At 41.0% G+C, this 25,498-nt stretch carries 12 protein-coding genes; 4 read left to right on the forward strand and 8 right to left on the reverse strand.

Annotation, left to right across the window (positions count from 1 at the left end; all coding sequences use genetic code 11):
- Window positions 1-10: 10 nt before the first annotated feature.
- From GR160_RS14885 to GR160_RS14920, 8 genes are all read right to left on the reverse strand, one after another.
- Window positions 11-826 carry a T9SS type A sorting domain-containing protein gene (locus tag GR160_RS14885; RefSeq protein ID WP_160750684.1) on the reverse strand — a complete coding sequence of 272 codons (816 nt, stop codon included), beginning with the start codon at window positions 824-826 and terminating at the stop codon, window positions 11-13.
- A gap of 248 nt (window positions 827-1,074) precedes the next feature.
- Complete coding sequence (locus tag GR160_RS14890; RefSeq protein WP_160750685.1) at window positions 1,075-4,314, reverse strand: pectinesterase family protein; 3,240 nt, start codon at window positions 4,312-4,314, stop codon at window positions 1,075-1,077.
- Window positions 4,315-4,382: 68 nt separating this feature from the next.
- Window positions 4,383-5,459 carry a pectate lyase gene (gene pelA / locus GR160_RS14895; protein WP_160750686.1) on the reverse strand — a complete coding sequence of 359 codons (1,077 nt, stop codon included), beginning with the start codon at window positions 5,457-5,459 and terminating at the stop codon, window positions 4,383-4,385.
- A gap of 10 nt (window positions 5,460-5,469) precedes the next feature.
- Complete coding sequence (locus tag GR160_RS14900) at window positions 5,470-7,089, reverse strand: glycoside hydrolase 43 family protein (RefSeq protein ID WP_160750687.1); 1,620 nt, start codon at window positions 7,087-7,089, stop codon at window positions 5,470-5,472.
- A 16-nt stretch (window positions 7,090-7,105) separates the two neighbouring features.
- Window positions 7,106-8,305 (reverse strand): glycoside hydrolase family 88 protein, encoded by a 1,200-nt coding sequence (locus GR160_RS14905; RefSeq protein ID WP_160750688.1) that lies wholly within the window; start codon window positions 8,303-8,305, stop codon window positions 7,106-7,108.
- 344 nt (window positions 8,306-8,649) lie between these two features.
- The gene (locus GR160_RS14910) at window positions 8,650-10,440 is read right to left on the reverse strand and encodes a RagB/SusD family nutrient uptake outer membrane protein (RefSeq protein WP_160750689.1); all 1,791 of its coding nucleotides are present in this window, start codon (window positions 10,438-10,440) and stop codon (window positions 8,650-8,652) included.
- 17 nt (window positions 10,441-10,457) lie between these two features.
- Window positions 10,458-13,667 carry a TonB-dependent receptor gene (locus GR160_RS14915; protein WP_160750690.1) on the reverse strand — a complete coding sequence of 1,070 codons (3,210 nt, stop codon included), beginning with the start codon at window positions 13,665-13,667 and terminating at the stop codon, window positions 10,458-10,460.
- A gap of 32 nt (window positions 13,668-13,699) precedes the next feature.
- A complete protein-coding gene (locus tag GR160_RS14920; protein ID WP_160750691.1) occupies window positions 13,700-15,130 on the reverse strand; it encodes a glycoside hydrolase family 28 protein in 1,431 nt (476 codons plus the stop codon).
- 764 nt (window positions 15,131-15,894) lie between these two features.
- Here GR160_RS14920 and GR160_RS14925 point away from each other — a divergent pair.
- The 4 genes from GR160_RS14925 to GR160_RS14940 all read left to right on the forward strand — a co-directional run.
- The gene (locus GR160_RS14925) at window positions 15,895-19,578 is read left to right on the forward strand and encodes a DUF4450 domain-containing protein (RefSeq protein ID WP_160750692.1); all 3,684 of its coding nucleotides are present in this window, start codon (window positions 15,895-15,897) and stop codon (window positions 19,576-19,578) included.
- Between the two features lie 179 nt (window positions 19,579-19,757).
- Window positions 19,758-22,565, forward strand: coding sequence for a TonB-dependent receptor (locus GR160_RS14930; RefSeq protein ID WP_160750693.1), 2,808 nt, complete (start codon window positions 19,758-19,760; stop codon window positions 22,563-22,565).
- An 82-nt stretch (window positions 22,566-22,647) separates the two neighbouring features.
- The gene (locus GR160_RS14935; RefSeq protein WP_160750694.1) at window positions 22,648-23,703 is read left to right on the forward strand and encodes a phytase; all 1,056 of its coding nucleotides are present in this window, start codon (window positions 22,648-22,650) and stop codon (window positions 23,701-23,703) included.
- Window positions 23,704-23,911: 208 nt separating this feature from the next.
- Window positions 23,912-25,498: IPT/TIG domain-containing protein (locus tag GR160_RS14940; RefSeq protein ID WP_237421233.1), on the forward strand; the 1,587-nt coding region annotated here is incomplete at its 3' end.

Genomic DNA, 25,498 nt, shown 5'->3' on the forward strand with positions numbered 1-25,498 from the left:
TATATAACGATTACTGTACCGCTACCTTAAACGATTTTCTGCCTTCGGCCGAAGTAAGGTTTACTATGTAAAGACCTGAAGTTAAAAAATCAAAATCAGTATCTGTACTTGTTTGTAAGGTTTTAACCAATGCTCCCGTCATGCTGTAAACATCTACCTGAGTACTGCTAGCCACATTAGAAACATACACCTGTCTACCGTTAGAAAAAACATTTGCCGATAAGCCTTTTTCAAAACCATTAGTGTTCATTACAGGCGTAGATACCGTAGCACCCCTTACTTCCATTTTATAAAGGTTGCAGGCAGCACTTCCATAAACATAAAGTCTCCCTCCTGTACCTGTATAGTTTGCCGTTATAATTGCAAAATCGTTGTTGGTACCATCGTTTGTAGAGGCAGAGCCTATTGTGTTTGTACCATCGGTTACATAAACCGTACGTGTGCTTCCGTTGCTTCCGGTTTTAAACCATACCTTAATAGTACAGGCACCACTTACATTAAGATAAAGAAAACGCTGGGTAGGAGTGCTCAAAAAAGTGCTTCCTGTATATCCGGCCCCGTTTAACTGAAAACGGTGTGTTCCTGAAAATTCATCAGGAAATGTGGCGTTGCTCGCTGTTATTGCACCAAAATTTGATATTTGATTCTCGGCATCCGGCGCACTGGCAAAAAGCCCTAAATTATCTACCACTACAGTACCTGATACGCCACTGCCAAGAGGCCACGTATCGCGGTCGTTACCAAAATCCCATATTTTGGTTTGGGCACTTAAAGCTGTTGTAAAAAGCCCTACTGCCAAGGCTAAAGAAAGTAGTTTTGTTCTCATAATAATTTTTTGATTTATTGTTAGATTTAGATTAGTGCAATCGATTGCGTAAAAATAATATATTTTTGAATACAACAAAAAAAATGTATATTTTTTTTACTATTAATATTTTAAATATTGCTTTAATAAGAATACAACCTAAAGTTATCATAAAAACAACTCTAATAATAACTTTAGGTTTTTTATGCTAAAAAATAAAGCCTAATACTGCTATATCATCAATTTTGAAGTCGAAAGCTATAGTATATTTAGTTTGTGATGAGTTTAAAAAAGCTTTGCCCATCGGCTGTTTTTACCACCACAAACCAAAGCCCTGCCTGCATGGTAAATGTATTGTCTGTAGTTGTATCAAACTGGCGCACCAATGCGCCACTAACAGCATATACCGATATGCTTGTAACAGACTTTAAATTTTGAACTGCAATGGTATCTTTATACGCAATTACATTTATACCATTATTAAAATTATGTGGTTTATTGCCCAAAACATCATCGGCTATAAGTTGCGGAAAAGGATCCCAGTCATCTGTTCCTTTAGTAAAGTTAAATGTACTTATAGTAGTACCGTCGTTTAAAACAGGCTGGGTCAAAGCCGTTGCCCATGCTGCACGGTTTGTGGCGTTGTTTACTCCTGAATTCTCAATCGTGCCATATTCATACATTCCTGCCGATGTGCCACCCAAAGTATTTTGCCATCCTAAAGGCATGATGAGCGAATTGCCTATAGAGCCGGGATAATCGGACGTTTCTATTGTAGTATTGTAAAAAACTACTTCGCTTGTTGTTGCCTGCCATGGGCGTCCAAAATAGCCTGGTTTAGCACGATATACCGAAGCGGTCTCTACCTGTGGCTCTGCCGATGTTACCGTGCATTCATACATTAAATATCCTCTTCCACTGCTTTGCTGCGCAGCAGTTATATAGGCCTGGTCATTGCTTTGATCACTCACGTTCATACTAAGTTCCGATTTGTAAAATACTGCATCCATACCCCCAAAAATATAGTCTACAGCACCCATAATGTCACCTTTATAAACAGCCACCCTTGCTCCTACACCTCCAAAAAACGAATCCTGCCTGCCTATAACCCTGCATTTATTAAGGATAACCTTATCGGTATTATTGGCAATGGCCAATGCGGCGGCCCTTTCTACCATTGTCCTGTTCTGTACGCTTGTATTACCAGCATTCACAGGCCTTGCACCGGGGCTTCCTGCCGACCACATTTGCACTATATCCTGTGATTCTTTCTGCGAAATGTATTGGTTAAAAGAGTTCTCAAAAATGATACCGTCGGCAGTAAAGCCATTGGCAGTAACAACTACAGTAGCATTCCAGTATGATCCATTAGTAGTTCCGGCACCTGCGTTTTGATAAGAGGCATAGCCGTTCTCACGGTTTACATTTAATATATCCTGATGCCATTTTTGATCAGCCCCCATACTGTAGTAGCTGTACCCATGACCATAGTATGATGTTATCCTTACAGCTTCCGTAGCAATATCTACCCCTTGGTTAAGAATATCTGTACTTGGAGCTACCGAAGCATTTTTTAAAGTAACATTTGGCTGGCTTATTACGAGCATTTCTTCATAATTGCCCGGGTCTATGCTAATAACAACACGATCTGTACTGCCTCGCTGCATGTTGGCAACAGCGCGCAAGGCATCGTTTATGGTTTGATAATCTTTGTCTGCGCCTACAGTAATCTGAGCATCATAAGGTATTGTTCCTCCTATCTTAATTTCAGTAAAATAACTAGTCAGTGTTTCCGGCCCGCCTACAGTTATTGTAACATAACCGGGAACGCTTCCTGTATAAGTATATTCGGTATTTTCGATAATCGATGTGCTGTTTGTAGCAGTAACTATTGCTTCTCCACCTTCTATCGAAAAATTTGCACTATAGTAATAGGACACTGAAACTTTCTCTCCTGCATTTACCGGAACCCTTATCTGTGCCCCTGTTTTTGCGGTTAAATGACCCTGTGCAACCACCGTGCTAACGCGCCCCTCTAAAAGCATACCTTTGTAGGCTGCAGTTGTAGTGGTGTTTATTGCCCTATCGTTAAAAGACCAAACCGTTACAGGAACAAACCCCAGCGTTTTTGTTGTGGCAGCATTATTTACAATTAAATTAGAAATTAACTGCAACTGCAACGGATAGCTATCCAGTCCGCCAGCCGAAACCGAATAGATTCCGTTGCGCAAAGCTATTCCTGTTGTGCCGATAAAATTATAGGTATAACCCTCTTCATTCAAATTTGTAAAAATCAAATCAAGGCCGGCTGACTGTTCGGCAGTAAGGCCTGTGGTGTTTACAGTAACATCATGCACCGGTTTTGGAACAAACACCACATTTGTCGTTGTTACAGGTTGTGTTACGGTAATAGTGCTGAGTTCCAAATCAAAATCATTAACGCCCTGCGCTGTAATAGTATATTCGGTATTAGGTTCTAATTGTACCGTATATGTGGAAGTAGTTGTATTAATTACAGGCACCGGAACATAAATAGAGTTTGCAGCAGCGTCTGGAGTGTAAGTAAGTGTAAGGTTTGATATATTAGTTCCTAAACCAGTAACGTCGCCCGTAACCGTATATAAATTTACGCCTGCCAAAACTATTGGGTGCGTAAATTCAGGCGTGGTAATACCTGTCGTATTTAGTGTTGCTCCGCTGCTAATAATATAGCCACTGGCATTGGCAAGGCTTAGCTCATAGGAATATCCCACAGGCAGTGTAACACTGTAAACCCCATCAATAATTTGAGCAGTCCAGGTTTTGCCCGCTGCATTGGTAAAAATTACAGTATATCCATTTGGTATGCCTTGAGCCAAAGCCACATCTATAGCTCCACTTACGGTTGTATAGGTAGCAGGCTTTCTGTACACCCTGTAAATACTGGCTTTTGCAACAGCATCGAAAATACGGTAAGTTCCGGCACTTTTTGCTACAAAATTAACTTCGGTAATAGTACCGCTGGCCGATGTTGTTTCAAAAGTATCAGTTTGCGACTCGGGATTTGCCTCATAAACAAAGCTTAGCAAACCTGCCGTATCGCCTCGCGCTATCAATTGCACTTCATCATCTTCATTAAGCACAAGGCTAAAATATCTTGATGGTGGTAAGCCTGCCGAAGCATTGGCAACACCGTTGCAATATACCCTGCCTGTATGTGTACTCACGCTGGCAACATTGGCATCAAAACGGGTAAGGTTTGTATTGGTTGTTCGTAGCCTGTCACTCGTAGCACCCGTCCAGGACAATGCCCCTGCATTAAAACTTACCGGAAAATTAATACCGGTGCCGCCAGGTGCAACACCACTGTCATACCACGAGTTAATAACAGCTTCGCTTAACTGGTTATTATACTGGGCGGGATCTAATTGTGTGGCTCCAAAATCCCAGACATCGGTGGTTTGAGCCTGCAATTGGCTTGGCATATTGATAAATGCCAAAATAGTGAGTAAGAGTAATTTTATTTTCATGGTTAAAAGATTAGGTTAGGTTACAAAATCACTACATCGATTTCGTAAAGTATGTTTAAAAAAACAGCCTATTTAAGACTGTTTTTCCATTTGGTGTATTTCTTTAAAACTTCTTTTGGTTCGTTGGTGTACCAGCCATATCCGTTACGGCGTTCATGACCTATCTCGGCAAGCGAATATTTTTTTATACCGTCCCTGTCGCAAAAAAATGGCCTGTTGGTATCCAGTTCCATAAAACGCGCCCACAATGGTTCGGCATCAGCCCTTTGTACTACTACCCTATCCTTTTTGCCGTCAGCTCCGGTTACTTCTTCTACTTTAATGCCTTCAATTTTTGTTTTTTCAAACCACGCCACAGCAGCATCTACAGCAGCAACAACCTCTTTAGACGGATTTTTTACAGACATTAGCAACAACGTTATTTTAGCAGATTCTTTACCACTAAGTGATGCCAACTCAAAAGCCCTTGCATTTGCAGGTTCTAATGTAACCTCATCGTGCTGGGCACACCAGCTTGTAAGCACACCCTTTTGCTTGTACTGTGTTTTTAGAATGCAGTCAATGCCTCTGTCAAAAGCTGTCGATACCTGCTTTAAAACTTTATCGCTTGGCGTAATACTGTAATAGTTGGCATCTTCCTTAATATTCTTTAAGATCATAAGAATGTTTACCATAGAATCGTCATTATAGGTAATGTGGGTATAATAACCTTTTTTTAAAGGGTAGAACTGTGGCCATCCACCATTTTTATATTGTGCTTCAAGCAAATAATTAAGTCCTTTTAAAAAAGCCTCTTTATACTTCTCTTCGGGCTTTTGTTTATATATCTTAGAGAGGAATACCATTTCCTGACACGTAGCCCCATTATCTGTAGTACTTTCTTTGGCCGTAGACTTAAGATCTATCAGCTTTTTTTTGTCGGCCTCACTAAGCGGTTCCTGCATTTCAATATTTTTAGGCCATCCTCCAACATTGCGCTGATAGAGTAATACATTATCTGCAATCTGTGCAGCTTCATCAGATGCAAACCATGCATCGTCGTTAGACTGTGTAATAGCCCGCCAGGATTTTTTGTTTACCTGCCCGTGCACACAAAACGTTACAGATATAAGCAACGCTCCTAAGATATTTTTAAAATTTTTCATGTACGTTTCTTTATTTAGTTATCCTTATCCAGTCAACTTTCATGTTTCCTGCGTCGTTTATAAATCCGTTTCGCAATGCAGCAAAACCCAGTTTTGCTCCTATCCACCTGCCTTCTCTGGCTTTAAAAGCAGTTCCTATTTTAGTAAAATTCGTGCCGTCTTCGCTATACGAAAAATTACAGGTATCGCCATTGGCCACCTGTACCCGCAGATATATCGTATTGCCGTTTAACAACACCGGATCGAGTTCGCGCTCAACACCTTTTTTATCGGCATTATTGCATACGGCCTGAGCCAAAAATAATTTCCCTCCCTGTTGTTTTACCCTCAAAAAACTATAGTCAAGCCCCATAATAACCAGTCCTGCTTCTTCATTATCAAAACGGAGATTAAATTCGCATTTTGCTGTAGCCGTAAAATATTCGTTAGGAAATTTTTGCAGCAACAGGTTGGGCGCATCAAAAAGGTTAACCGCTTCTTTGGTCTTCGGAATACAGTTAAATGTATAATATCCCATATTGCTCGGAAAACCATAGGTGATCTTTGGGTTGGCATGCCATTGCCATTGCAGCCCTAAAGACGGATTATTAAACTCATCGCTGTCGGGTTGATAAACAACTGGAAACGATTTGCCAACATTAGGCTTTTTATGAACCATTACAGGCTCTCCCACACCATCTCTGTTAGTATCTATACCCATTACAGGCCAGTTATCCTGCCATTTCATGGGCTGCAGGTGTACTACACGGCCTAACGCACCTTTATCCTGAAAATGTAAGAACCAGTCTTCGCCGTTTTGGGTTTGCACCCATGCGCCCTGATGTGGGCCATTAATTACAGATTTTCCCTGATCTAAAACCTTCCTGGTTTCATAAGGCCCATAAATATTCTTAGACCTGAATATGGTTTGCCAACCTGTTGGTACTCCGCCCGCCGGTGCAAAAATGTAATAATAACCGTTTCTTTTATACACCTTTGGTCCCTCTAAAGTAGGCTCGGAAGAATGACCGTCAAAAATAAGTACATCATCGTTTTGGGCAACAGTACCCTGCGCATTCATGGTGCAGGCTGCCAGCACGGTCTTAATTCCTGCCCTGCTGCCTGCAAAAGCATATACAAGATAAGTTTTGCCATCGTCATCCCAAAGCGGTGTAGGGTCTATAAGCCCCTTACCTTCTTTAACCATTACCGGAGCAGACCAGGGGCCTTTTGCACTTTTAGACCGTATAACATATATACCGTAATCCGGATCCGGGTAATAAATGTAGAATTCATTATTATGATACCTTATACAAGGCGCCCAAACTCCGTTGCCATGCTGTGGCTTATCGAAAACATCAAAAGGTGGCTGTACAGGCAGTGCATAGCTTATTATTTTCCAGTTAACCAGATCGTGTGACTCTAAAATAGGAAGCCCCGGTATACAGTTAAACGAAGAGGCCGTCATATAGAACTTGTCTTTAACCCTTATAGCATCAGGATCGGAATAATCGAGGTTTAGTACAGGGTTTTTATAGGTTCCGTCTCCATTGTCTGAAACCCAGACTTTAGAAGGTGTGTTACCTATTTGCTGACCAAAAATAATAGTTGTAGTTAGTAATAGTAATAGGGTAATGTTGTGCTTTATCATTATTGTGGTATTCCTGTTATCGGTTCAGTTCTAAAGCTGCCAGTATAAATGGCCCTGTAGCTTTTGGGTCGTTGTCTTTTTTGCGTTCGTTCACATAATATGAATACGAGCCATCGCGGTAAGGCTTGCCTCCCAACCCTGCAACGGCACAGGCCTGTGTAATTGTAATCTCACCATCGGGAGCAACTTTCATCAACTCGGTGGTCAGTCCGTCAAAAGCCTTGTTGGCAATGGCCTTAAACTTTTCGGGCAGGTAACCTCTATTGGCTCCCTTAGCCATGGCATAGGCAAACATAGACGAACCTGACGACTCTAAATAATTACCCTCGCTGCCTCCTTTGTCAGTTACCTGATACCACAAACCGGTTTTATCCTGAAACTTTATAAGGCTGTTAGCCACGTTATTCAAATATCCTACCAATTCTTTTTGCTTCGGATGATCTTTAGGGAAATAATCCAGTACATCTACCAGTGCCATCATGTACCAACCAATTGAGCGCGACCAAAAGTTTGGCGAACAACCCGTAGTTTTATCTGCCCAGGGCATTTGTTTACTTTCATCCCATCCATGATATAACAATCCTGTTACCTTATCGGTGGCATTTGCCTGTATCAGTTTGAACTGTTTGGCAACATCATCTAAATTTTTACCGTTTTCATATCTAACAGTATACTGGGCATAAAAAGGCTCGCCCATGTAAAGCCCGTCCAACCACATTTGATTAGGATATATTTTTTTGTGCCAAAAACCGCCGCTTGCTGTGCGGGGCTGCTCCTGCAACTGTTTTCTTAGCTGCTGCATTACGGCTAAATACCTTTTATCTTTAGTAGTATCATACAGGTTAAAAAGAATATTACCTGCGGTAACCATATCTATATTATAGCTATCAAACTTATAAGACGGCACTTCCCCGTTGGCATCTATAGTAGCATCTGCATAGCCTTTAATGTAGTTATAGTAGGCTTTATCATTGGTTTTTAGGTATAACTTTTCCATGGCGGTTAGTACGAGGCCATGTACATAGTCCCATTTTGGTTCGGTCTTTTCATCAATTTGGTACGCCTGCGGGTGGCGCTTCATAATAGACTTAGCCATCCTTTCAGACCATTTCAGGCTTGCCGGAATTTCCTGCTTTACAGCCTGTCCCTTGCATCCCGTTACTACCATTAGGAACATTATAATTGTAACCTTGTAAGAACCCCTTATATATTTCATATTATTTTTGATTTTTATATGTTATACCAATTATGATTATGCTTTAGCCTGTTATTGTTGGCACTTAATTTCTCGCAAAGGCGCAGAGGCGCAAAGCTGTAAGTCAATTTTAGGTTCTTAAGCGGCTGTTAAGCCGCTAAGCTTAGCGGCTTAACAGCCGCCCGGAATGAGAATATCACACACCGCTTTGCGCCTCTGCGTGAAAAAAAAGGCATCGTAATAATCTGGTATTAGCTCATAGCATTTTTTCATCAAAAAAGAGGGGTGTGCACAAACACCCCTCTCTCAAAAAAAACTACTTAACTATCATATTTAACATTGTATTCTGCATTAAAAATAAGATGCTAATAACCGTAATCGTTAAACAACAAGCCATTACTGCTGTCTAAGAATACCTGCCATATTGGCCAGAACTGTCTTGCATCAGGGTTTACACCCGGCCTTACAATTCCGTTTATTTTGGCATCGGTAAGGTTACTCCATGCAAGAGATGTATATCCTGCACCAGGATCGGCAGTTTCGCCATGGTTTAGTCCATAAACAATGAGTGTTTCATCATCGGCTGCATACCTGTAGTAAAGTGTAGACGCAACATCGGCATACTCTCCTGTGCGTTGTTGCAGACGGAACATTTTCTCCTTAGCCTGCGTTAAGCTTGACCCAAGACGGTTCCAACGGATAAGTGCCTGTTTGCGCTCCATTTCTCCAGTAAACTCAAATTTGTGTTCTTCGGCAATGGCATTAAACATAGCATCTCTGCTTCCTGCTACTGCATCTACATAAGCATCAACCTTAACTGCATGCTGTGCAGTTGGAAATGCCCTCCTGCGGATCTCTTTAAGGTAAGGTACTGCTGCACCAGGGCCTTCAAGCTCGTTAGCGGCTTCAGCAGCCATTAAAAGTACCTCAGCATAGCGCATGTATATTTTATTAACTCCATCATCATTTGTAGAGGTAACCCTGCGTGTCATCCACTCATAACGGTATTTACCAAAATACCATCTGTTTATAGCGCCTAATTGTTGCTTTGCTATACCGTTTACTGCTGCTCCATATCGGTAAGGCACACACGTAACATCGCGGCGGGTATCGGTAAGATCATAATCATAAAAAGTGTGTGGCAGCGGTCCTGCTGTACCACCCCTGTTTGCACCATTTGCCTGATACTGGTCAATACTTACGTGGCTAACCGCAAATGTAAACAGCATTCTTCCGCGACCATCTCCAAACGGTATCTCCCAAAGCGATTCGCCACCTGCAGTGGTAACTTCCTGGTTATATTTTCTCCAAAATGTTTCAAAAGAAGGTTCTAAACGTGCGCTGCCACTTGCAATAACATCCCTGCATTCGCTTAGCGCAATGGTGTACATGGCATTTACAGAAAGTTCGGGATCGGTACTTCTCCTTACACCATCAGGATATTGCTGATAGCCACATGCTGCCAGCGCTAAACGTGCGCGTAGCCCTTTTACAAAAGCTTTATTTACTCGCTCTACCGATGATGTTGCAGTATTGCCGTTAGGCCAAGGCACTAAAGTAGCTGCTTCTTCAAGATCGTCTATAAGCTGTTTGTAAATTATATCCCTGCTTGATTTTGGTATATATATAGTTGCATTATCTATAGGCTCAAAGCGTGCCTGAACATCGCCCCATGTTTTTAGCAAATCGGCATAATATACTGCACGCAGGGTAAGCGCCTCGCCTAACAAATATCCCAGCTCGTTGTTGGAAGTTGGGTTACCGTAGGTCCTGATACCGCGGATACAAAGATTGGCACGCTCAATACCTACATACATTTGTGCCCAAACATTATTGGCAGTATTCATTTGTGTGTTATTAGGCTTTGCATCATAGGCCACAAGGTCTGCCCTGTCATCTGATGTAGACTCCGATGAATTGTACCACTCACAATCGGTATTCATACCATACCATGGCAGGAAGCGCCCCCTGTAAGAGTTGGTCTCTCCAAAAGGTATTTTAATGCCGTCTACTGCACTGGCGGCAAGATCCGGACTCGAAAAAATTACCGATTCATCTAAACTTGAAACTGAAGGTGCCTCTAAAAATTCAATATCGTCGCAAGAAGAGAAAAAGCCCAACAGTACTATTCCTGTAACTTTTAAAATATTTTTCATTGTCATAGTAATTTTAATTAAAAATTAAGGTTTAAACCAAAAGTAAACTGCCTGCTACGCGGATATGCAGAAGAATCTACACCCGGTGTATAAGGGGTTGACCTTTTTGTAGATACTTCTGGATCAAGCCCTGAATAGTTTGTAATTACAAACACGTTGTTACATGTAGCATAAAACCTTAGTTTAGATATACCTACTGTTTTGTTGAAATTATCGGGCAATGTATAGCCCAGCGTAAGTGTGTTTAGCCTTAAAAATGATCCGTCTTCTACTGCCCAGTCGTTAAACACATAACGGTTCATGTAAGGAGACCACATGCTTGTATTGGCATTTAGTGCTGCAAGTGCCGTAGGGTCTGTTACCAATTGTCCGCTCGCATCTATATTTGTCCAACGATTTCCGGCCGCCATTTCTGTGCTTAGGTTTCTGTACTGGTTGTTTGGGTTTGAAGTAGTAAATTCAATTTTATTGGCATTATATATATCATTACCATAGCTCCAGTTAAAAGCAGCCATAAGGTCGAAGCCATAAGCATTTGCATTAAGAACAAAACCACCGGTATGTTTAGGGTTAGCATTTCCTATAAGGGAAAGATCATCGGTATTTACAACACCATCTCCATTAGTATCTTTAAGTTTCATTGAGCCCGGAGTTACAGCGGTTCCGTATACAGGAGAAGCATCTGCCACACCTGCTTTTAAGGTGTACACTCCGTTAACATAATCAAAATCAGACACCTCATAACGGCCTGCATTCTGATAGCCATACATCATGCCCAGCGCCTGTCCTCTCCATACAGCATAATCATTACCAATTTGGGTTGAAGCCCAGTTGGTTGGGAATGTAAAGTTGTCCATTACACCAAGCGATTTAATGGTATTTTTATTGAACCCTATGTTGAACGAAAAATCTAAACCATAATCTTTAGTATTTACAGCCGTATAATTTAGCGATGCTTCAAAACCTTTATTTTCATTCTCTCCCATATTCCTATATTGTGTAAGATAGGCCGAACCTGAAATAGGGAAATTAAGCAACAGGTCTTTGGTTGTGTTTTGGTAAGCCTCTAATGTACCAGACAACCTTCCTTTAAGGAATTCGAAATCAACACCTAAGTTTCTGGTTATAGTAGTTTCCCACTTAAGTTCAGGGTTAGCCATTACAGTTGATGGCGAAAGATAGCCTGTAACATTGTTTATCCAGGTTGAGTTATAGGCCTGAAACGTTTGTATGGTTTGTCCTGTAGGAATATTGTTGTTACCCGCCTGGCCATAGCTCACCCTAAGTTTTACAAGGTCTACCCATGAAACGTTTTTAAGGAAGTCTTCAGAAATTTTCCATGCTGCTGCTGCTGATGGGAAATACCCCCAACGGTTATCGCCTAAATATTTACTGGAACCATCGGCACGAAATGTAGCTGTTAAAAGGTATTTGTTTTTAAAATCGTAATTAGCACGGCCAAAGAACGACAGTAATTTATCATCAGGGCTAACAAAATTTTCTACATAAGAGCGCTCTGCCCTTGACGGAAGGTTCATAGAGCTCGTAAAATCAAACAATTTAGGATAACCATGCATAGTGTTGGTTACAGTGGCTGTACCATAATTAATTATCTCCTCTCCGGCCATTAAAGTCAAATGATGGTCATCACCCAATATCTTCTTAAAATCATAATTAAGCGTTGTGGCATTCCTAAACCTCCTGTCCTGGCGGGTATCGGTAATAAGGGCCGGATCTCCCTGATAATCTGCCAAAGGCATATTATTTACATAATAGGTAGAGCGTCCATAAAATCTATACGTATTATAGTAATAGTTATCAAGACCAAAGTCTGATTTAAGTTGTAGGTTTTTAACTATTTCCCAGGTAATACCTCCCAATAAGTTGATATTTCTCCTTTTTTGCAAACGCTGGTTATCATTAACCGCTACAAAAGGATGCACAAGGTAACCTGCCACAGACTCATCGGTATTATCTGTTGTTAATCCGGGTAATTCAATGGGAGCATAGCCCACACTGTGCCTTAAACGCGAGTCTGCAGCCGAAAATTCCCTTAAATCGTTAGCACCACCTCCATTAATCTCTGTATCAGAATAACGGGCAGTAAACGAAAGACTTACTTTATCACTGGCTTTATTTTTTAAGTTAAAAGAAAGGTTATTTCTTTTAAAATTAGAACCTATCATAATAGCTTTTTCATCATATCGGGTATAGGTAAAACTATAGTTAAGTTTATCAGACCCACCACGAACACCAAGGTCGTGGTTTTGCACCTCGCCCATATTGCCGTAAATTTCTTTTTGCCAGTTGGTTCCTTTTACACCTGCAAATTGGTTGTTGCTTGTTCTTGGTCCAAAAACATCGTCATAAGATGGCTGGTCTTCTGAAAGAAGGGCATACTCATACTGCCAGTCGGCATAATCCTGCGGGCTAAGTACATCTATTGTTTTAGCTAAAAATTTGGCACCAAAAAAGGCATTATAGTTTACTGATATCTTGTTGTCTTTGGTACCACTTTTTGTTGTAATGATTATTACACCGTTGGCACCCCTTGAACCATATATTGCAGTAGATGAGGCATCTTTAAGTATCGTGATTTTATCAATATCCGATGGAGAAATATCCCCTATGGCATTTACCGGGAAACCGTCTACAATTATTAACGGAGAACTGTCCTGAGAAAGTGATGTACCTCCCCTTATTTTTATTCTGATATCTGCATCAGGAGATCCCTCTGTAGAACTTACCTGTACACCGGCCACACGACCTGTAAGGGTTTCGGCTACGCTTGGCATAGTAAGTTTTTTAAGATCGTCGCCCGATACTGTTGCCACAGCACCCGTAAGATCCTGTTTACGAGCTGTACCATAACCAATCACCACAACTTCATCAAGCTGCGAAGCCGACTCTTTCATTATTATATTTAACTGTTTGCCGCTTCCTGCAGCCTGGGTTATGGTTTCGTAACCAATGAAAGAAAATACCAGTTCGCTTTTTGGGCTGGCAACTTCAATGGAAAATTTACCATCTACATCGGTCATTATGGCATTAGAAGTACCTTTTTCGGTAACGGTAGCACCGGGTATAGTAACCCCGCTCTGATCTGAAACCGTACCGCTAACCGAAGTTTTTTGAGCCCACGCCTCGGTTCCCGTGAGCAATAAGATAAACAATGTAATGGCAAAGCAATAATTTGCCCCTTTGTTATACAAGTAGTTTACACACATAAAATTAGGTTTGATTAATGAAAAAGTTAGGTTTATTTTGCAGGAAGCTCAGCCGGGCTTCCGTTTATTTTAGTGTTTATGAGTTGAATGTTCTCTACGTTTTGAAGCAGGTATTTATTCTCTACCTTATCTATCGTTACATTCTTAAAAGTTATATTTTTAATAGGCAGCTCTTTATGGCCTTTAGCCAAAATGCCATACTTACCACCATTTTTTACCGTAACGTCTTCTAAAGATATATTGCGCACAACAGGCATATTGTTCCCGGTCTGGTTGCCATGAACATTATAAAAAAGGTCTATGCCTAAAACTGATTCTTTTACCTGGCCAACCCTTATATTCCTAACAAATACATTTTCTATAACACCACCCCTGCGTGTATTTGATTTGATGCGGATGGCACGGTCTAACTCAGGGCTATCCATTTCACAATTATCTACATATACATTTCTAACCCCTGCAGAAATTTCGCTGCCAATGGTTACACCACCGTGACCGTCGAACATTTTACAGTTTTGAACCACAACATTCTCAGTAGGTATAGCCACACGTCTTCCGTCACCATCCCTGCCTGATTTTATAGCTATACAGTCGTCGCCCGTATTGAAACTACAATTGCGGATAATCACGTTTTTACAGTATTCAGGATCGCAGCCATCGTTATTAGGACCATGGCTTGTAATGGTTACACCGTCTACAATAACATTTACAGATTTTATGGGGTGCAGCACCCAAAAAGGAGCATTTACAATTTTAATGTCTTTTATAAGTGCATTTTTACATTGAAAAAATTCTACAAAATTTGGCCTTATGTAATTGCCATTACCAAAAATGCGGTTTTCTACCGGGGTTCCGTCGTCTCCCATATTACGCAATCGATTGAGAGGCTCGGTCTGACTAACCATTCCTTTCTTCCAACCGTAAGAAGCCCCGCCGGACCACGACCACCATTTTTCGTTACTGGCCTGACCATTGATCGTTCCTTTACCACTAACCGCTACATTTGTTTTTTTGTAAGCCCTTATTAAGGGAGAATAGTTCATTAACTCCGTACCTTCAAAAGACGTATGCACTATAGGATAATCAGCAGGATCGTTACTAAACAACAGCTCTGCTCCTTCTTCAAGATACAGGTTTACATTATTATCCAATTCAATAGGCCCAGTATAATATTTACCTGCAGCAACCACTACCCTGCCTCCTCCATTTTGAGAACAGGTTTCAATTACCTTTTTAAAAACAGCCGTATTATCAAACAAACCATTGCCTACAGCCCCATAGTCAGCTATAAAATAAGCCTTGTCTTTAAAAACAGGCTCTTTAACATTATCTATAATTTGTTGCATTTTACTCCAGTCGGTTACCTGCGCATCAGGCTTGCCAGCCTTTGATGCACACGAACCCAACAATCCTGTTACCGAGAGTATACCTGCTGCAACTTTTAGCAATCTAAATTTGGACATTTTAATGTATTTTGAAAAATTGGCTTTAAAAAGGTCTCCAACAGCAATCAACGAAAACGATTGATGTAATCGATTACACAAACGTATATATAAATTTCCTTTTTACCAAGAAAAAAAGATATAAAAAACATTTACAATAAAAATAACAAATTATTTTTACAATAATCATAATTATATTAATAATTACACGAAAATAAACTATTAAAAAACTACAAATAATTAGAAATAGATATGATTGAGCAATAATTTTTGAAGAAAATTTAAAGAAATAAATACACAAACATATTTAAAAGGTATCCTGCTCTATCCTGAAACATAAAATTACAAGATTTTTAAAATTAAAAACTCACTATATTATTCTTAAAACTGACTATTACTCGAGAATTTAAAAAGTGGCTATATAATGTTTATTAGGTATGCATAGCACTTACTGCAATCGATAACAAATAGATTGAACTATGCTATTAAACCCATCTAATTTATAAGTAATACCCTTTAAATAATAGATATTTATTTAAAATAAGTTTGGTAAAAGATATTAAAACTGAGATCACAAATTTTACCACTAAAAACATTTTACAACTGTATTTCCTACAAAATTTAATAAAAATTATTTTTAACATAAATTTAACATTATGTACTTATTATAGTATCTCTTTCAGTTGCTATCAAAGATACAATCACATCTACATATTTCAATCGATTGAAATACTTTGAATATTACTTCTATCTTTGAAATATCAACTAAAATAAAGCAACCCAACATGCATTTTTTTAAACGATCATTTGTCCTTTCTGTTTTATTATTTTCATTAGTTACAACTGCACAGGAACTCTATCCTGTAAAATTAGCCGATGCCTCATGGCATAATGAAGAACGTGAACTGCGTTATAAACCCGATGGCACCGACTTTGTTATTACTAATGGCAGCCGCTTGTTTACGCGTGCTCTTTATGGAACCAACACAGCCTTTAGGGTCGAGACCGGAGACAGGCCTGAGTTCGCCCTGTATATGCCCGGCATGGGAGGCAATTTTAAACTTGGCTTTGGAACAAATAATAAAACAATATGGGCTACGGAGGCACAAACCATAACAGCAAGATACAGGCCGGGAGCCATGCTTTATACTATACAGGACCCTTTGCTGGGAAATGGCAAACTGCTTATAGAAGTTTTAGCCATGGCCGATGCCGACGGGTTTCTTATTAAAACAGAATTACAAAATGTAAAAGATCCTATTAACCTGTTTTGGGCTTTTGGAGGTGCATCGGGTAAAAACTTTAGTCGTAATGGCGATATGGGTCCCGATCCTGAATCTAACTTCTACTTAAAACCGGAAAACTCTAAAGACAATATATTTAACATAACCAAAAATAGTTTTACCTTACAATATGGTACAGGTTTAGAGGTAAACAATGGCGGCTATGTTATAAAAGATTCTGTACAGCAATCCAAAACCTCTAAAGAAAAATTACTTACAGGCACATATCCAACACAGACACAAGTAAAAACTGTCAACTCAGGAATCGTATCAAGTCCGTTAGAATTCTACACTTCACTGGCTGGCAATAACCCGGCACTGGCTGGCAGGTTAAATGCAAAAAACAATACACCTTATTATTTTAGTGTACACAATCCGGCTACTAAATCTGCACTTAGTTATAAAGAACTGTCTAAGCAATTTGCGTTGGCAGAAACTGCAAGAAAAGAAATTGCCGGACGAATTGCCATCAACACACCCGATTCATATATAAATACAGTTGGCAACGCCATTGCCATAGCATCAGATGCTACTTGGGAAGATCCGTCTTACCTGCATGGTTCTATTGGGTGGCGCATGCGCCTAAACGGCTGGCGCGGTGCCTATACTGCAGATGTGCTTGGTTGGCACGACAGGGCTAAAACTCATTTGCAGAGTTATGCAAGGTCGCAGGTAATTGCTCCGGAAAGCGGTTCGGTCATAGCAGATACTACAACCCATTTGGCCCGAAGCCTGGAAAAATTGGGAGTGGGTATGTTTACCAGTGGCTATATTAGCAGGAACCCTGACGGACAAAAAATGACGGCACACCACTATGACATGAATCTTGTGTTTATAGACATCATGCTGCGCCATTATGATTGGACGGGTGACATAACTTTTTTAAAAGAAACCTGGCCATTGCTAAAGCGCCATTTAGATTGGGAAACCCGTAATTTTGACTCTGACGGTAACGGGCTTTATGATGCCTATGCTGCCATTTGGGCGAGCGATGCTTTGCAATACAGTGGCGGCAGCGTTACTCACACAACAGCTTATAATTATTTTGCTTACACAAAAGCTGCACAGATAGCTGTTATTATGAACGAAGACCCTGCCCCCTACCGCAATGAGGCTAACAAGATCTTAAAAGCTATGAACGCCCAACTGTGGTTAAAAGACAAAGGTGTGTTTGCCGAATTTAAAGATGCTTTAGGCAACCAGTTGCTGCATACGGCTCCTGCATTGTGGACGGTTTATCACAGTATGGACAGCGAAACCATGAACCCGTTTCAGTCATACCAAAGCCTGCGGTATATAGATAACGAAATTCCGCACATCCCTATTAAGGCAAAAGGACTGGATAACGGCGGATATTACACTCTCTCTACCACAAAATGGATGCCCTATGAATGGTCTTTAAACAATGTTGCATTAGCCGAATCTATGCATACAGCTTTAGCCAACTGGCAGGGCGGCCGTACCGATGAAGCTTTTAAACTTTTTAAAAGTGAAGTGTTGGCATCGATGTACCTTGGTGGCAGCCCGGGAAATTTTGTACAGATATCGCACTATGATGCATCCCGTAAAGAAGCCTACCGCGATTTTGGCGACCCCGTAGGGATGTTTTCCCGAGCACTGGTAGAAGGGCTTTTTGGTATTGCTCCTAATGCGCTAAGCAACTCACTTACCATTCGGCCGGGATTGCCTTCGGCATGGAATTATGCTTCATTCGCTACACCCGATATTTCGTTCGATTTTAAACGCAACGGGCAAACTGATGTTTATACCATTATTCCAAAACTGCCTCAAAGCCTTGACCTGAAATTTCAGGCTATTGCAAAAGGTCAGGTAAAAAGCATTACCATCAACGGAAAATCCACACGTTGGAAAAATATAGACTCTGCGGTAGGACTGCCCATTATTGAAATAAATGCTGATGCCGCAGATAAATATGACATAATTATTGCTTGGCAGGGCGATGCTCCTGTACTTCCTCCAGCCGAAAAAACATATACACCAGGCAGCAGTATTATCGAGCAATTTGGCAATGCTTCCGTTTTAAAAATAAACGATCCGCAAGGCGTCCTCACAAACGTTAATACCACACCATCCGGTTTCTCGGCCAAAGTAAATACAAATACTATTACAGGAAATTATACAGTATTTGTACAGCTAAAGCAGGGAGAACTTTCATGGCACATGCCGCTTTGCTTTAAAGTAGAGAAAGCCATCAGTTTAGTTAACAATAAGAACCCCGAAGCAAATAACAACAGTATCAGTCTACAAAACAACACAGCTCAGGATATAAAAGCAACAATTACAGTTAATGATTTTAGCACTACTGCAACATTTCCTGCCGGAAAGACTGGCGATGAAATAAAAGTACCTGTAAACAGTATGGTTACAGGCACTAATAGTATAATAATAAAAACACAGGATGGCAGTGTCCTGACAGAAAAGCTATACAACTGGGATGCAACCACGACAGGGAAACTGGAAACCGTTAATCTTTCAAAATATTTTAATGATAAGGTTACGCAAATATTCCGCAATAAATACCTGTCTCCAAGGCCGAAAACCACCACACTGCAACTCCCGTGGCAGGGCATTGGCGACTGGGCACACCCTCTTAAAACATTTAATGTAGATGACAGTGGACTGCGAAAACTTGCAGGGGCAAACAATACCTTTACCCTGCCACAAGGCGTTGGTTTTTCTACTCCCGGAGCAAAGGATGCAAACAATATCCTCTTTACCTCTCAATGGGATAATTATCCTACCGAAAAAACAATACCGCTAACAGGAAAAGCATCGCATGCGTGGTTTTTAATGGCAGGCTCTACGAACCCTATGCAAAGTCAGCTTGATAACGGTGTTATAATTGTAGAATATACCGACGGCTCTAAAGAAACTTTAGCACTGCGCAACCCGGAAATATGGTGGCCTATAGATCTGGATTATTATACCGATGGGTTTGCTTTTGCGTTAAAAAGCCCCCGCCCTATCCGCATTCATTTAAAAACGGGAACCATTGTTCAGGGAGTAGACTCTAAGGTAAACCACAATGGTAAAGAAATAGAAGGCGGTGCTGCTACTGTGCTCGACCTGCCTTTAGATAAAACCAAACCCCTTAAAAGTATTATACTTAAAACCATAGCAAACGATGTGGTTATAGGGCTTATGGCAATTACATTACAAAGGTAAAAACACAACACCATTACAAATCATTAACCATAAAGAAGCGTTTTGATTACATTAAACAATCAAGATGCTTTTTTTAATAACCTAATGTTTTCACACACTTTACAAGGGTAACATAAAGCTAACGTGGCTGTTAAAAAGCGACTATATTTTTGCGCTCAATTAACAACAACACAAACTTTATGAAAAAATTACTACTATTACTTACTGTAATGGTGTATGGCCTTTGTGGGTATGCACAACAAACAGGAGTCATTTCGGGTAAAGTTACCGATCTTGAAGGTAAATATTCCCTACCGGGAGCAACCCTTAAAATAGCAGATGGCAACCGCTACACCATCTCTAACCAAATAGGCGACTACGAATTTTTGAACATTCCGGCGGGCAGCTACACTGTAGAGGTTATTTATTTGGGATACCAGACCCAAACGCAGGAAGTAACGGTTGAAGAAGGTAAAAATACAACTGCAAACTTCGTTCTTACTACAGGCTCTGAAACATTGCAGGAAGTAGTGCTTGTGGGCGACAGGCTTAAAGGCCAGGCAAGGGCACTGAACCAGCAAAAAAACAACAGGAATATTACTAACGTAATATCGTCAGACCAGGTGGGGCGTTTTCCTGATGCCAACATTGGAGATGCTTTAAAGCGTGTTCCGGGCATCACTATGCAAAACGACCAGGGTGAAGCACGTAACATTATCATTCGTGGTCTTGCGCCTTCGTTAAACTCGGTAACCATCAACGGAGACAGGATACCTTCTGCCGAAGGAGATAACCGTAATGTACAGATGGATCTTATTCCGAGCGACATGATCGCTACTATAGAGGTAAACAAAACCCTTACGCCTGATATGGATGCAGATGCGATAGGCGGATCTGTAAACCTTATTACCCGTGCCACTCCAAACGGCGAAAGAATATCGGCTACACTTGCAGGTGGTTATGGCCCAATAAGGGAAAAAGGTATTTATACTGCCGGGCTTGTGTATGGTAACCGCTACCTTAACAACAAATTAGGCGTAGTAGTAAGTGGCTCATACAACAATAACGATTTTGGATCGGACAACGTTGAGGCCGTTTGGGTTAAAGACGATTTTAATAACGTATATGTTGAGGAGCAGGATATAAGAAAATATGATGTACAGCGTATTCGCCGCAGTGCTGCAGTTGCGTTCGATTATAAATTTAACGACAACAACGCCATATATGCCAATGCTATTTACAACTGGAGAGACGACCGCGAAAACCGTTTCAGGACTACTTATGATGATATAGCACCCGAATATACAGGCGAAACCATTACTGGTTTTACCGGAAGGGTAAAAAGAGAAACCAAAGGCGGTGTAGACAACAGCCGCAACAAAAGCAGAAGGCTTGAAGATCAACGTGTGCAAAACTATGCCCTGCGTGGTGAGCACCTTATTAGCTCTAAATTAGACCTTGACTGGTCTATGAACTATGCCAAAGCACGCGAGTTCAGGCCGGGTGAGCGTTACATTGAATTTGAGCAGGAAGGTTTGCCATTATTCCAGGATCTAAGCGATGTTAAAAAGCCACTTTTAACTACCACAGGCGAAGATGCAGCCTCTTTTGAGCAATCAGCACTTACAGAGAACAGGGATAATACTGAAGAGACAGAATTTGGCGCAAGAGTAAACGTGCGCTTCCCCCTATCGGTTATTTCAGGACAAAAAGGCCGTTTAAAAACAGGGCTACGCCTTAGAATAAAAGACAAAAGCCGCGATAACATATTCTATTCTTACGAACCTGTAAACGGCGTTACGCTGGCAGATGTACCTACAAGCTATTTTAGTGGCAACGGTTTTAATCCGGGCAGCAAATATGTACCGGGCTTATTTGCATCGGCAAACTATTTAGGCAACCTTGATTTAAACAACCCTTCGTTGTTTACAAGCGAACTCGATCCATCTGAATTCCTTGCGGTAAACTACAAGGCTAAAGAAAACATTTATGCAGGCTACGTGCGCTGGGATCAGGATTTTAATAACAAACTGTCTATGATAGTGGGGGTTCGTATAGAAAACACGTATATAGATTATACAGGCAACAGGGTACTTGACGAAGAAGAGCTTGAAGGCCAGATAAACAACACCAACTCTTATACCAACGTATTGCCAAGTATTTCGTTTAAATATGATGTTAACCAGGATCTTATTTTAAGGGCTGCTGCCACAACAGCACTTGCACGACCGGATTATTATGCGCTTGCTCCTTATGTTAACAACATTGCAGCCGACTCAGAAATTATTGCCGGTAACCCGGAGCTCGACGCTACTTACTCATATAACTTTGACCTTATGGCAGAGTATTACTTTAAATCGGTAGGGCTTCTATCGGGTGGTGTATTCTACAAAAATCTTAAAGATTTTATTTATACGTATAGTAATAATCAGTATTCTACAGCCGATTTTACAGCTGATTTCCCCGGACAAAGCAACCCGGTTCCGGTTGGTGAAGAATGGACATTTATACAATCACGCAACGGAGATAATGTAGATGTGTATGGCTTTGAAGTGGCTTTTCAGCGTCAGCTTGACTTCCTGCCTGGCTTCCTGAAACACTTTGGTGTATATACCAACTATACTTATACTGACAGTAAAGCTAAAGGTATTGCCGACGAAGACGGTAACGAAAGAAAGAACGTGAGCCTTCCGGGTACTGCACCGCACATGTTTAACGGGTCGCTGTTTTGGGACAACAACAAATTCTCGGCAAGGGCATCGGTTAACTTCGCATCAGATTATCTTGATGAGTTAGGATCGGATGAGTTTAACGACAGCTATTATGACAAGCAGGTTTTCCTTGATGTGAATGCTTCATACAAGATCACTAAAAACCTTCGTATTTTTGCCGAAGCAACCAACCTGACTAACCAGCCACTGCGCTACTATCAGGGAGTATCTTCAAGAACAAAGCAAATGGAATACTACCAGTCGCGTTTTAACCTTGGTGTTAAATTCGATTTTTAATCTTACGCAAAACATATAAGTAACGGCAGGATGTACAACCATCCTGTCATTGCTTTTTTTAAAACTTTAGAAGAGTTACATTATGTACAAAAAAATAATAACCCTAACAACAATATCGGTACTGGCAGCTGCATGTGGTTCTCAGCTTGCACCTGTAAGACCCGATGCTGTTAAACCTACAGTGGTTACAGAGCCTACACCACACGATACTGACGATCCTGCCATTTGGATTAACCCTGACGATGCAACCAAAAGCCTTGTTATTGGTACCGATAAAGACACCGATGGCGGCATATACATGTACAGCCTTGACGGAAAGATCATTAAAAAGTCGATAACCCTGCAAAGGCCAAACAATGTAGACCTTGCTTACGGACTTTTGATAAACGGTAAAAAAACAGACATTGCCGTTACTACCGAAAGGGAGACGAATAAGATAAGGATCTTCAGCCTGCCTGGTCTTGAGCCTATAGATAATGGCGGCATACCTGTTTTTGAAGGCGAAACCGAGCGCGACCCCATGGGGGTTGCCCTTTATACACGTCCGTCAGACAATTCTATTTATGCAGTGGTAGGCCGTAAAACAGGGCCATCAGGCACATACCTATGGCAATACAGGCTTAGCGGAAACAGCAACGGTACCGTAAGCGCAGTAGTTGAACGAAAATTTGGCACCTTTAGCGGTAATAAAGAAATTGAAGCCATTGCTGTAGACAACGAGGCAGGTTTTATATATTATTGCGATGAAGGCCAGGGGATACGAAAATATATTGCCGACCCCGCTGCTAAAAACGATAAGGAATTGGCTATGTTTGGCAAGACCGGATTTAAGCAGGACCATGAAGGTATTGCTATTTATAAAACATCCGCCACTGCCGGATATATTTTAGTATCGAACCAGCAGGCAAACACATTTATGGTATATCCGCGTGAGGGTGTCAACGGCAATCCTAACGAATATCCTTTGCTTGCAGAAGTGCCTACCTCTACCATAGAGTGCGATGGTGCCGATGTTACCAATGTAAATTTAGGGACAAAATTCCCTAACGGAATGTTTGTAGCCATGAGCAACGGCATGACGTTTCATTTTTATGACTGGAACCTTATTCAGGCGCGAATCGATGCGGCAAAAAAATAAAAAATTATCTTTAAGATAACATTAACGATCCCGGAAGTTTATAACGACCGGGATTTTGCTTTAATATCAAACAAAACGGCAATCATTTATTCAGAATATGATTATAAAACTTCACATTAATTAACTTTTTGATAAAATAAGGATAATTAACAACCGCTTAATAAAATTTAGCTTGCGCAGCATTTGCATATTATAAACTAAACACAAAATGATGCGCAAAAAAAAACCGTTCTTCCAATCAGGGTTTATTGCTTTGATAACCTGCTTTATGTTAACCTTATCCGGTTATGCTCAGGCACCCTGTACTAACACTTCAATTTCATCATTTTTTCCGTCAACAGGCCCTGTAGGTACTGTAGTAACCTTAACAGGTACAGGCTTTGACTTGGGTAGCGGAACCTCATCTGTAAAATTTAACGGATTAGAGGCTGCATCTTTTACTGTAGTATCGGCAACCACAATACAGGCCACTGTTCCGCAATATGCCACAAATGGAGCCATAACCATAATTACTAACGGATGCAGTGCTACAAGAGCCGCATTTAGCGTAATGATAGACAACTGTAATGAAATATACATATCTGAAGCGTATGATGCCACGGAAGGAAACCCCGGTGCAATAGAAATATATAACCCGACAGAAAACACTATTGTTTTTAACAATCAATATGTTTTAGAACGATACCAGCGCATTGGAGATCCCACCCCTGTTAATAATTATATATTAACGCTTACCGGATCTATAGGTAGTGAGGAAACGTATATAATTTTAAGTGGCGATGCTCCTTGCGGTATCCCTGATGACAGGCCAACGATGGGTAACGGTATTAATGCCGACGATGAATTTAAATTAAAGAAAAACGGTACTATAATCGATGTACTTCAGGTGCAGGGAGGAAACGGTGACGCAGCTAGGGGATACAATATGATTAGAAGGCCACTAGCTGTTGGCCCTTCAAGAAATTACAGTAATGCCGACTGGATATGGCTGCAAACAGAAACATGCGACTACTTAGGTTTCCATGACGATCAGCCTAAACGCACAACAACACAGGGCGCAACAATATGTGAGAATACATCGTATACATTTACTGCGACTTCAAATATTATCACGATCTACACCTATCAGTGGAAAACGCTTAATGCATCGGGCAACTGGGTAAATGTTACCAATGGAGGCAATTATTCCGGTGCAACAACAGCATCATTAACCATAAGCAATATTCCGGCAAGCTTTAACGGCAATCAGTATTATTGCGAGATTGGCGCCGGAAACTGTACACTGCCGGGCGATGCAGCACAGCTTATTGTTATACCTAACCTACCAACAGTTATAGCCTCGGCTACCGCTACCGACTGCGCCACACAAACCGCAACAGTTACCGTAACCTCTACTTTGCCAGCAACAGGAATTACCTATAGCATTGATGGCGGTACGCCACAGGCTTCGAACATATTCAACGGTGTGGCCGCCTCATCAACACCACATACCATAACCATTACCGATACCAACGGAACATGCCCTCCGGTTACAGGGACTATAACCGTAGCACCTGTGGTAACATTGCCAACAGTTATAGCCTCGGCTACCGCAACCGACTGCGCCACACAAACAGCAACGGTTACAGTTACTTCTACTTTGCCAGCAACAGGGATAACCTATAGCATCGATGGAGGTGCGCCACAGGCTTCGAACATATTCAACGGAGTGGCGGCTTCATCAACACCGCATACCATAACCATTACCGATACCAACGGAACATGCCCTCCGGTTACAGGGACTATAACCGTAGCA

It is taken from the genome of Flavobacterium sp. Sd200 (genome assembly GCF_009826935.1).
Lineage (GTDB): Bacteria > Bacteroidota > Bacteroidia > Flavobacteriales > Flavobacteriaceae > Flavobacterium.

Bases quoted from the DNA above. Each gene is read 5' to 3' on its own strand.
- GR160_RS14915 (WP_160750690.1), bottom strand. From the start codon at position 13,667: ATGTGTGTAAACTACTTGTATAACAAAGGGGCAAATTATTGCTTTGCC.
- GR160_RS14935 (WP_160750694.1), top strand. From the start codon at position 22,648: ATGTACAAAAAAATAATAACCCTAACAACAATATCGGTACTGGCAGCT.
- GR160_RS14905 (WP_160750688.1), bottom strand. From the start codon at position 8,305: ATGAAATATATAAGGGGTTCTTACAAGGTTACAATTATAATGTTCCTA.
- GR160_RS14885 (WP_160750684.1), bottom strand. From the start codon at position 826: ATGAGAACAAAACTACTTTCTTTAGCCTTGGCAGTAGGGCTTTTTACA.
- GR160_RS14920 (WP_160750691.1), bottom strand. From the start codon at position 15,130: ATGTCCAAATTTAGATTGCTAAAAGTTGCAGCAGGTATACTCTCGGTA.
- GR160_RS14910 (WP_160750689.1), bottom strand. From the start codon at position 10,440: ATGAAAAATATTTTAAAAGTTACAGGAATAGTACTGTTGGGCTTTTTC.
- GR160_RS14890 (WP_160750685.1), bottom strand. From the start codon at position 4,314: ATGAAAATAAAATTACTCTTACTCACTATTTTGGCATTTATCAATATG.
- pelA (WP_160750686.1), bottom strand. From the start codon at position 5,459: ATGAAAAATTTTAAAAATATCTTAGGAGCGTTGCTTATATCTGTAACG.
- GR160_RS14925 (WP_160750692.1), top strand. From the start codon at position 15,895: ATGCATTTTTTTAAACGATCATTTGTCCTTTCTGTTTTATTATTTTCA.
- GR160_RS14930 (WP_160750693.1), top strand. From the start codon at position 19,758: ATGAAAAAATTACTACTATTACTTACTGTAATGGTGTATGGCCTTTGT.
- GR160_RS14900 (WP_160750687.1), bottom strand. From the start codon at position 7,089: ATGATAAAGCACAACATTACCCTATTACTATTACTAACTACAACTATT.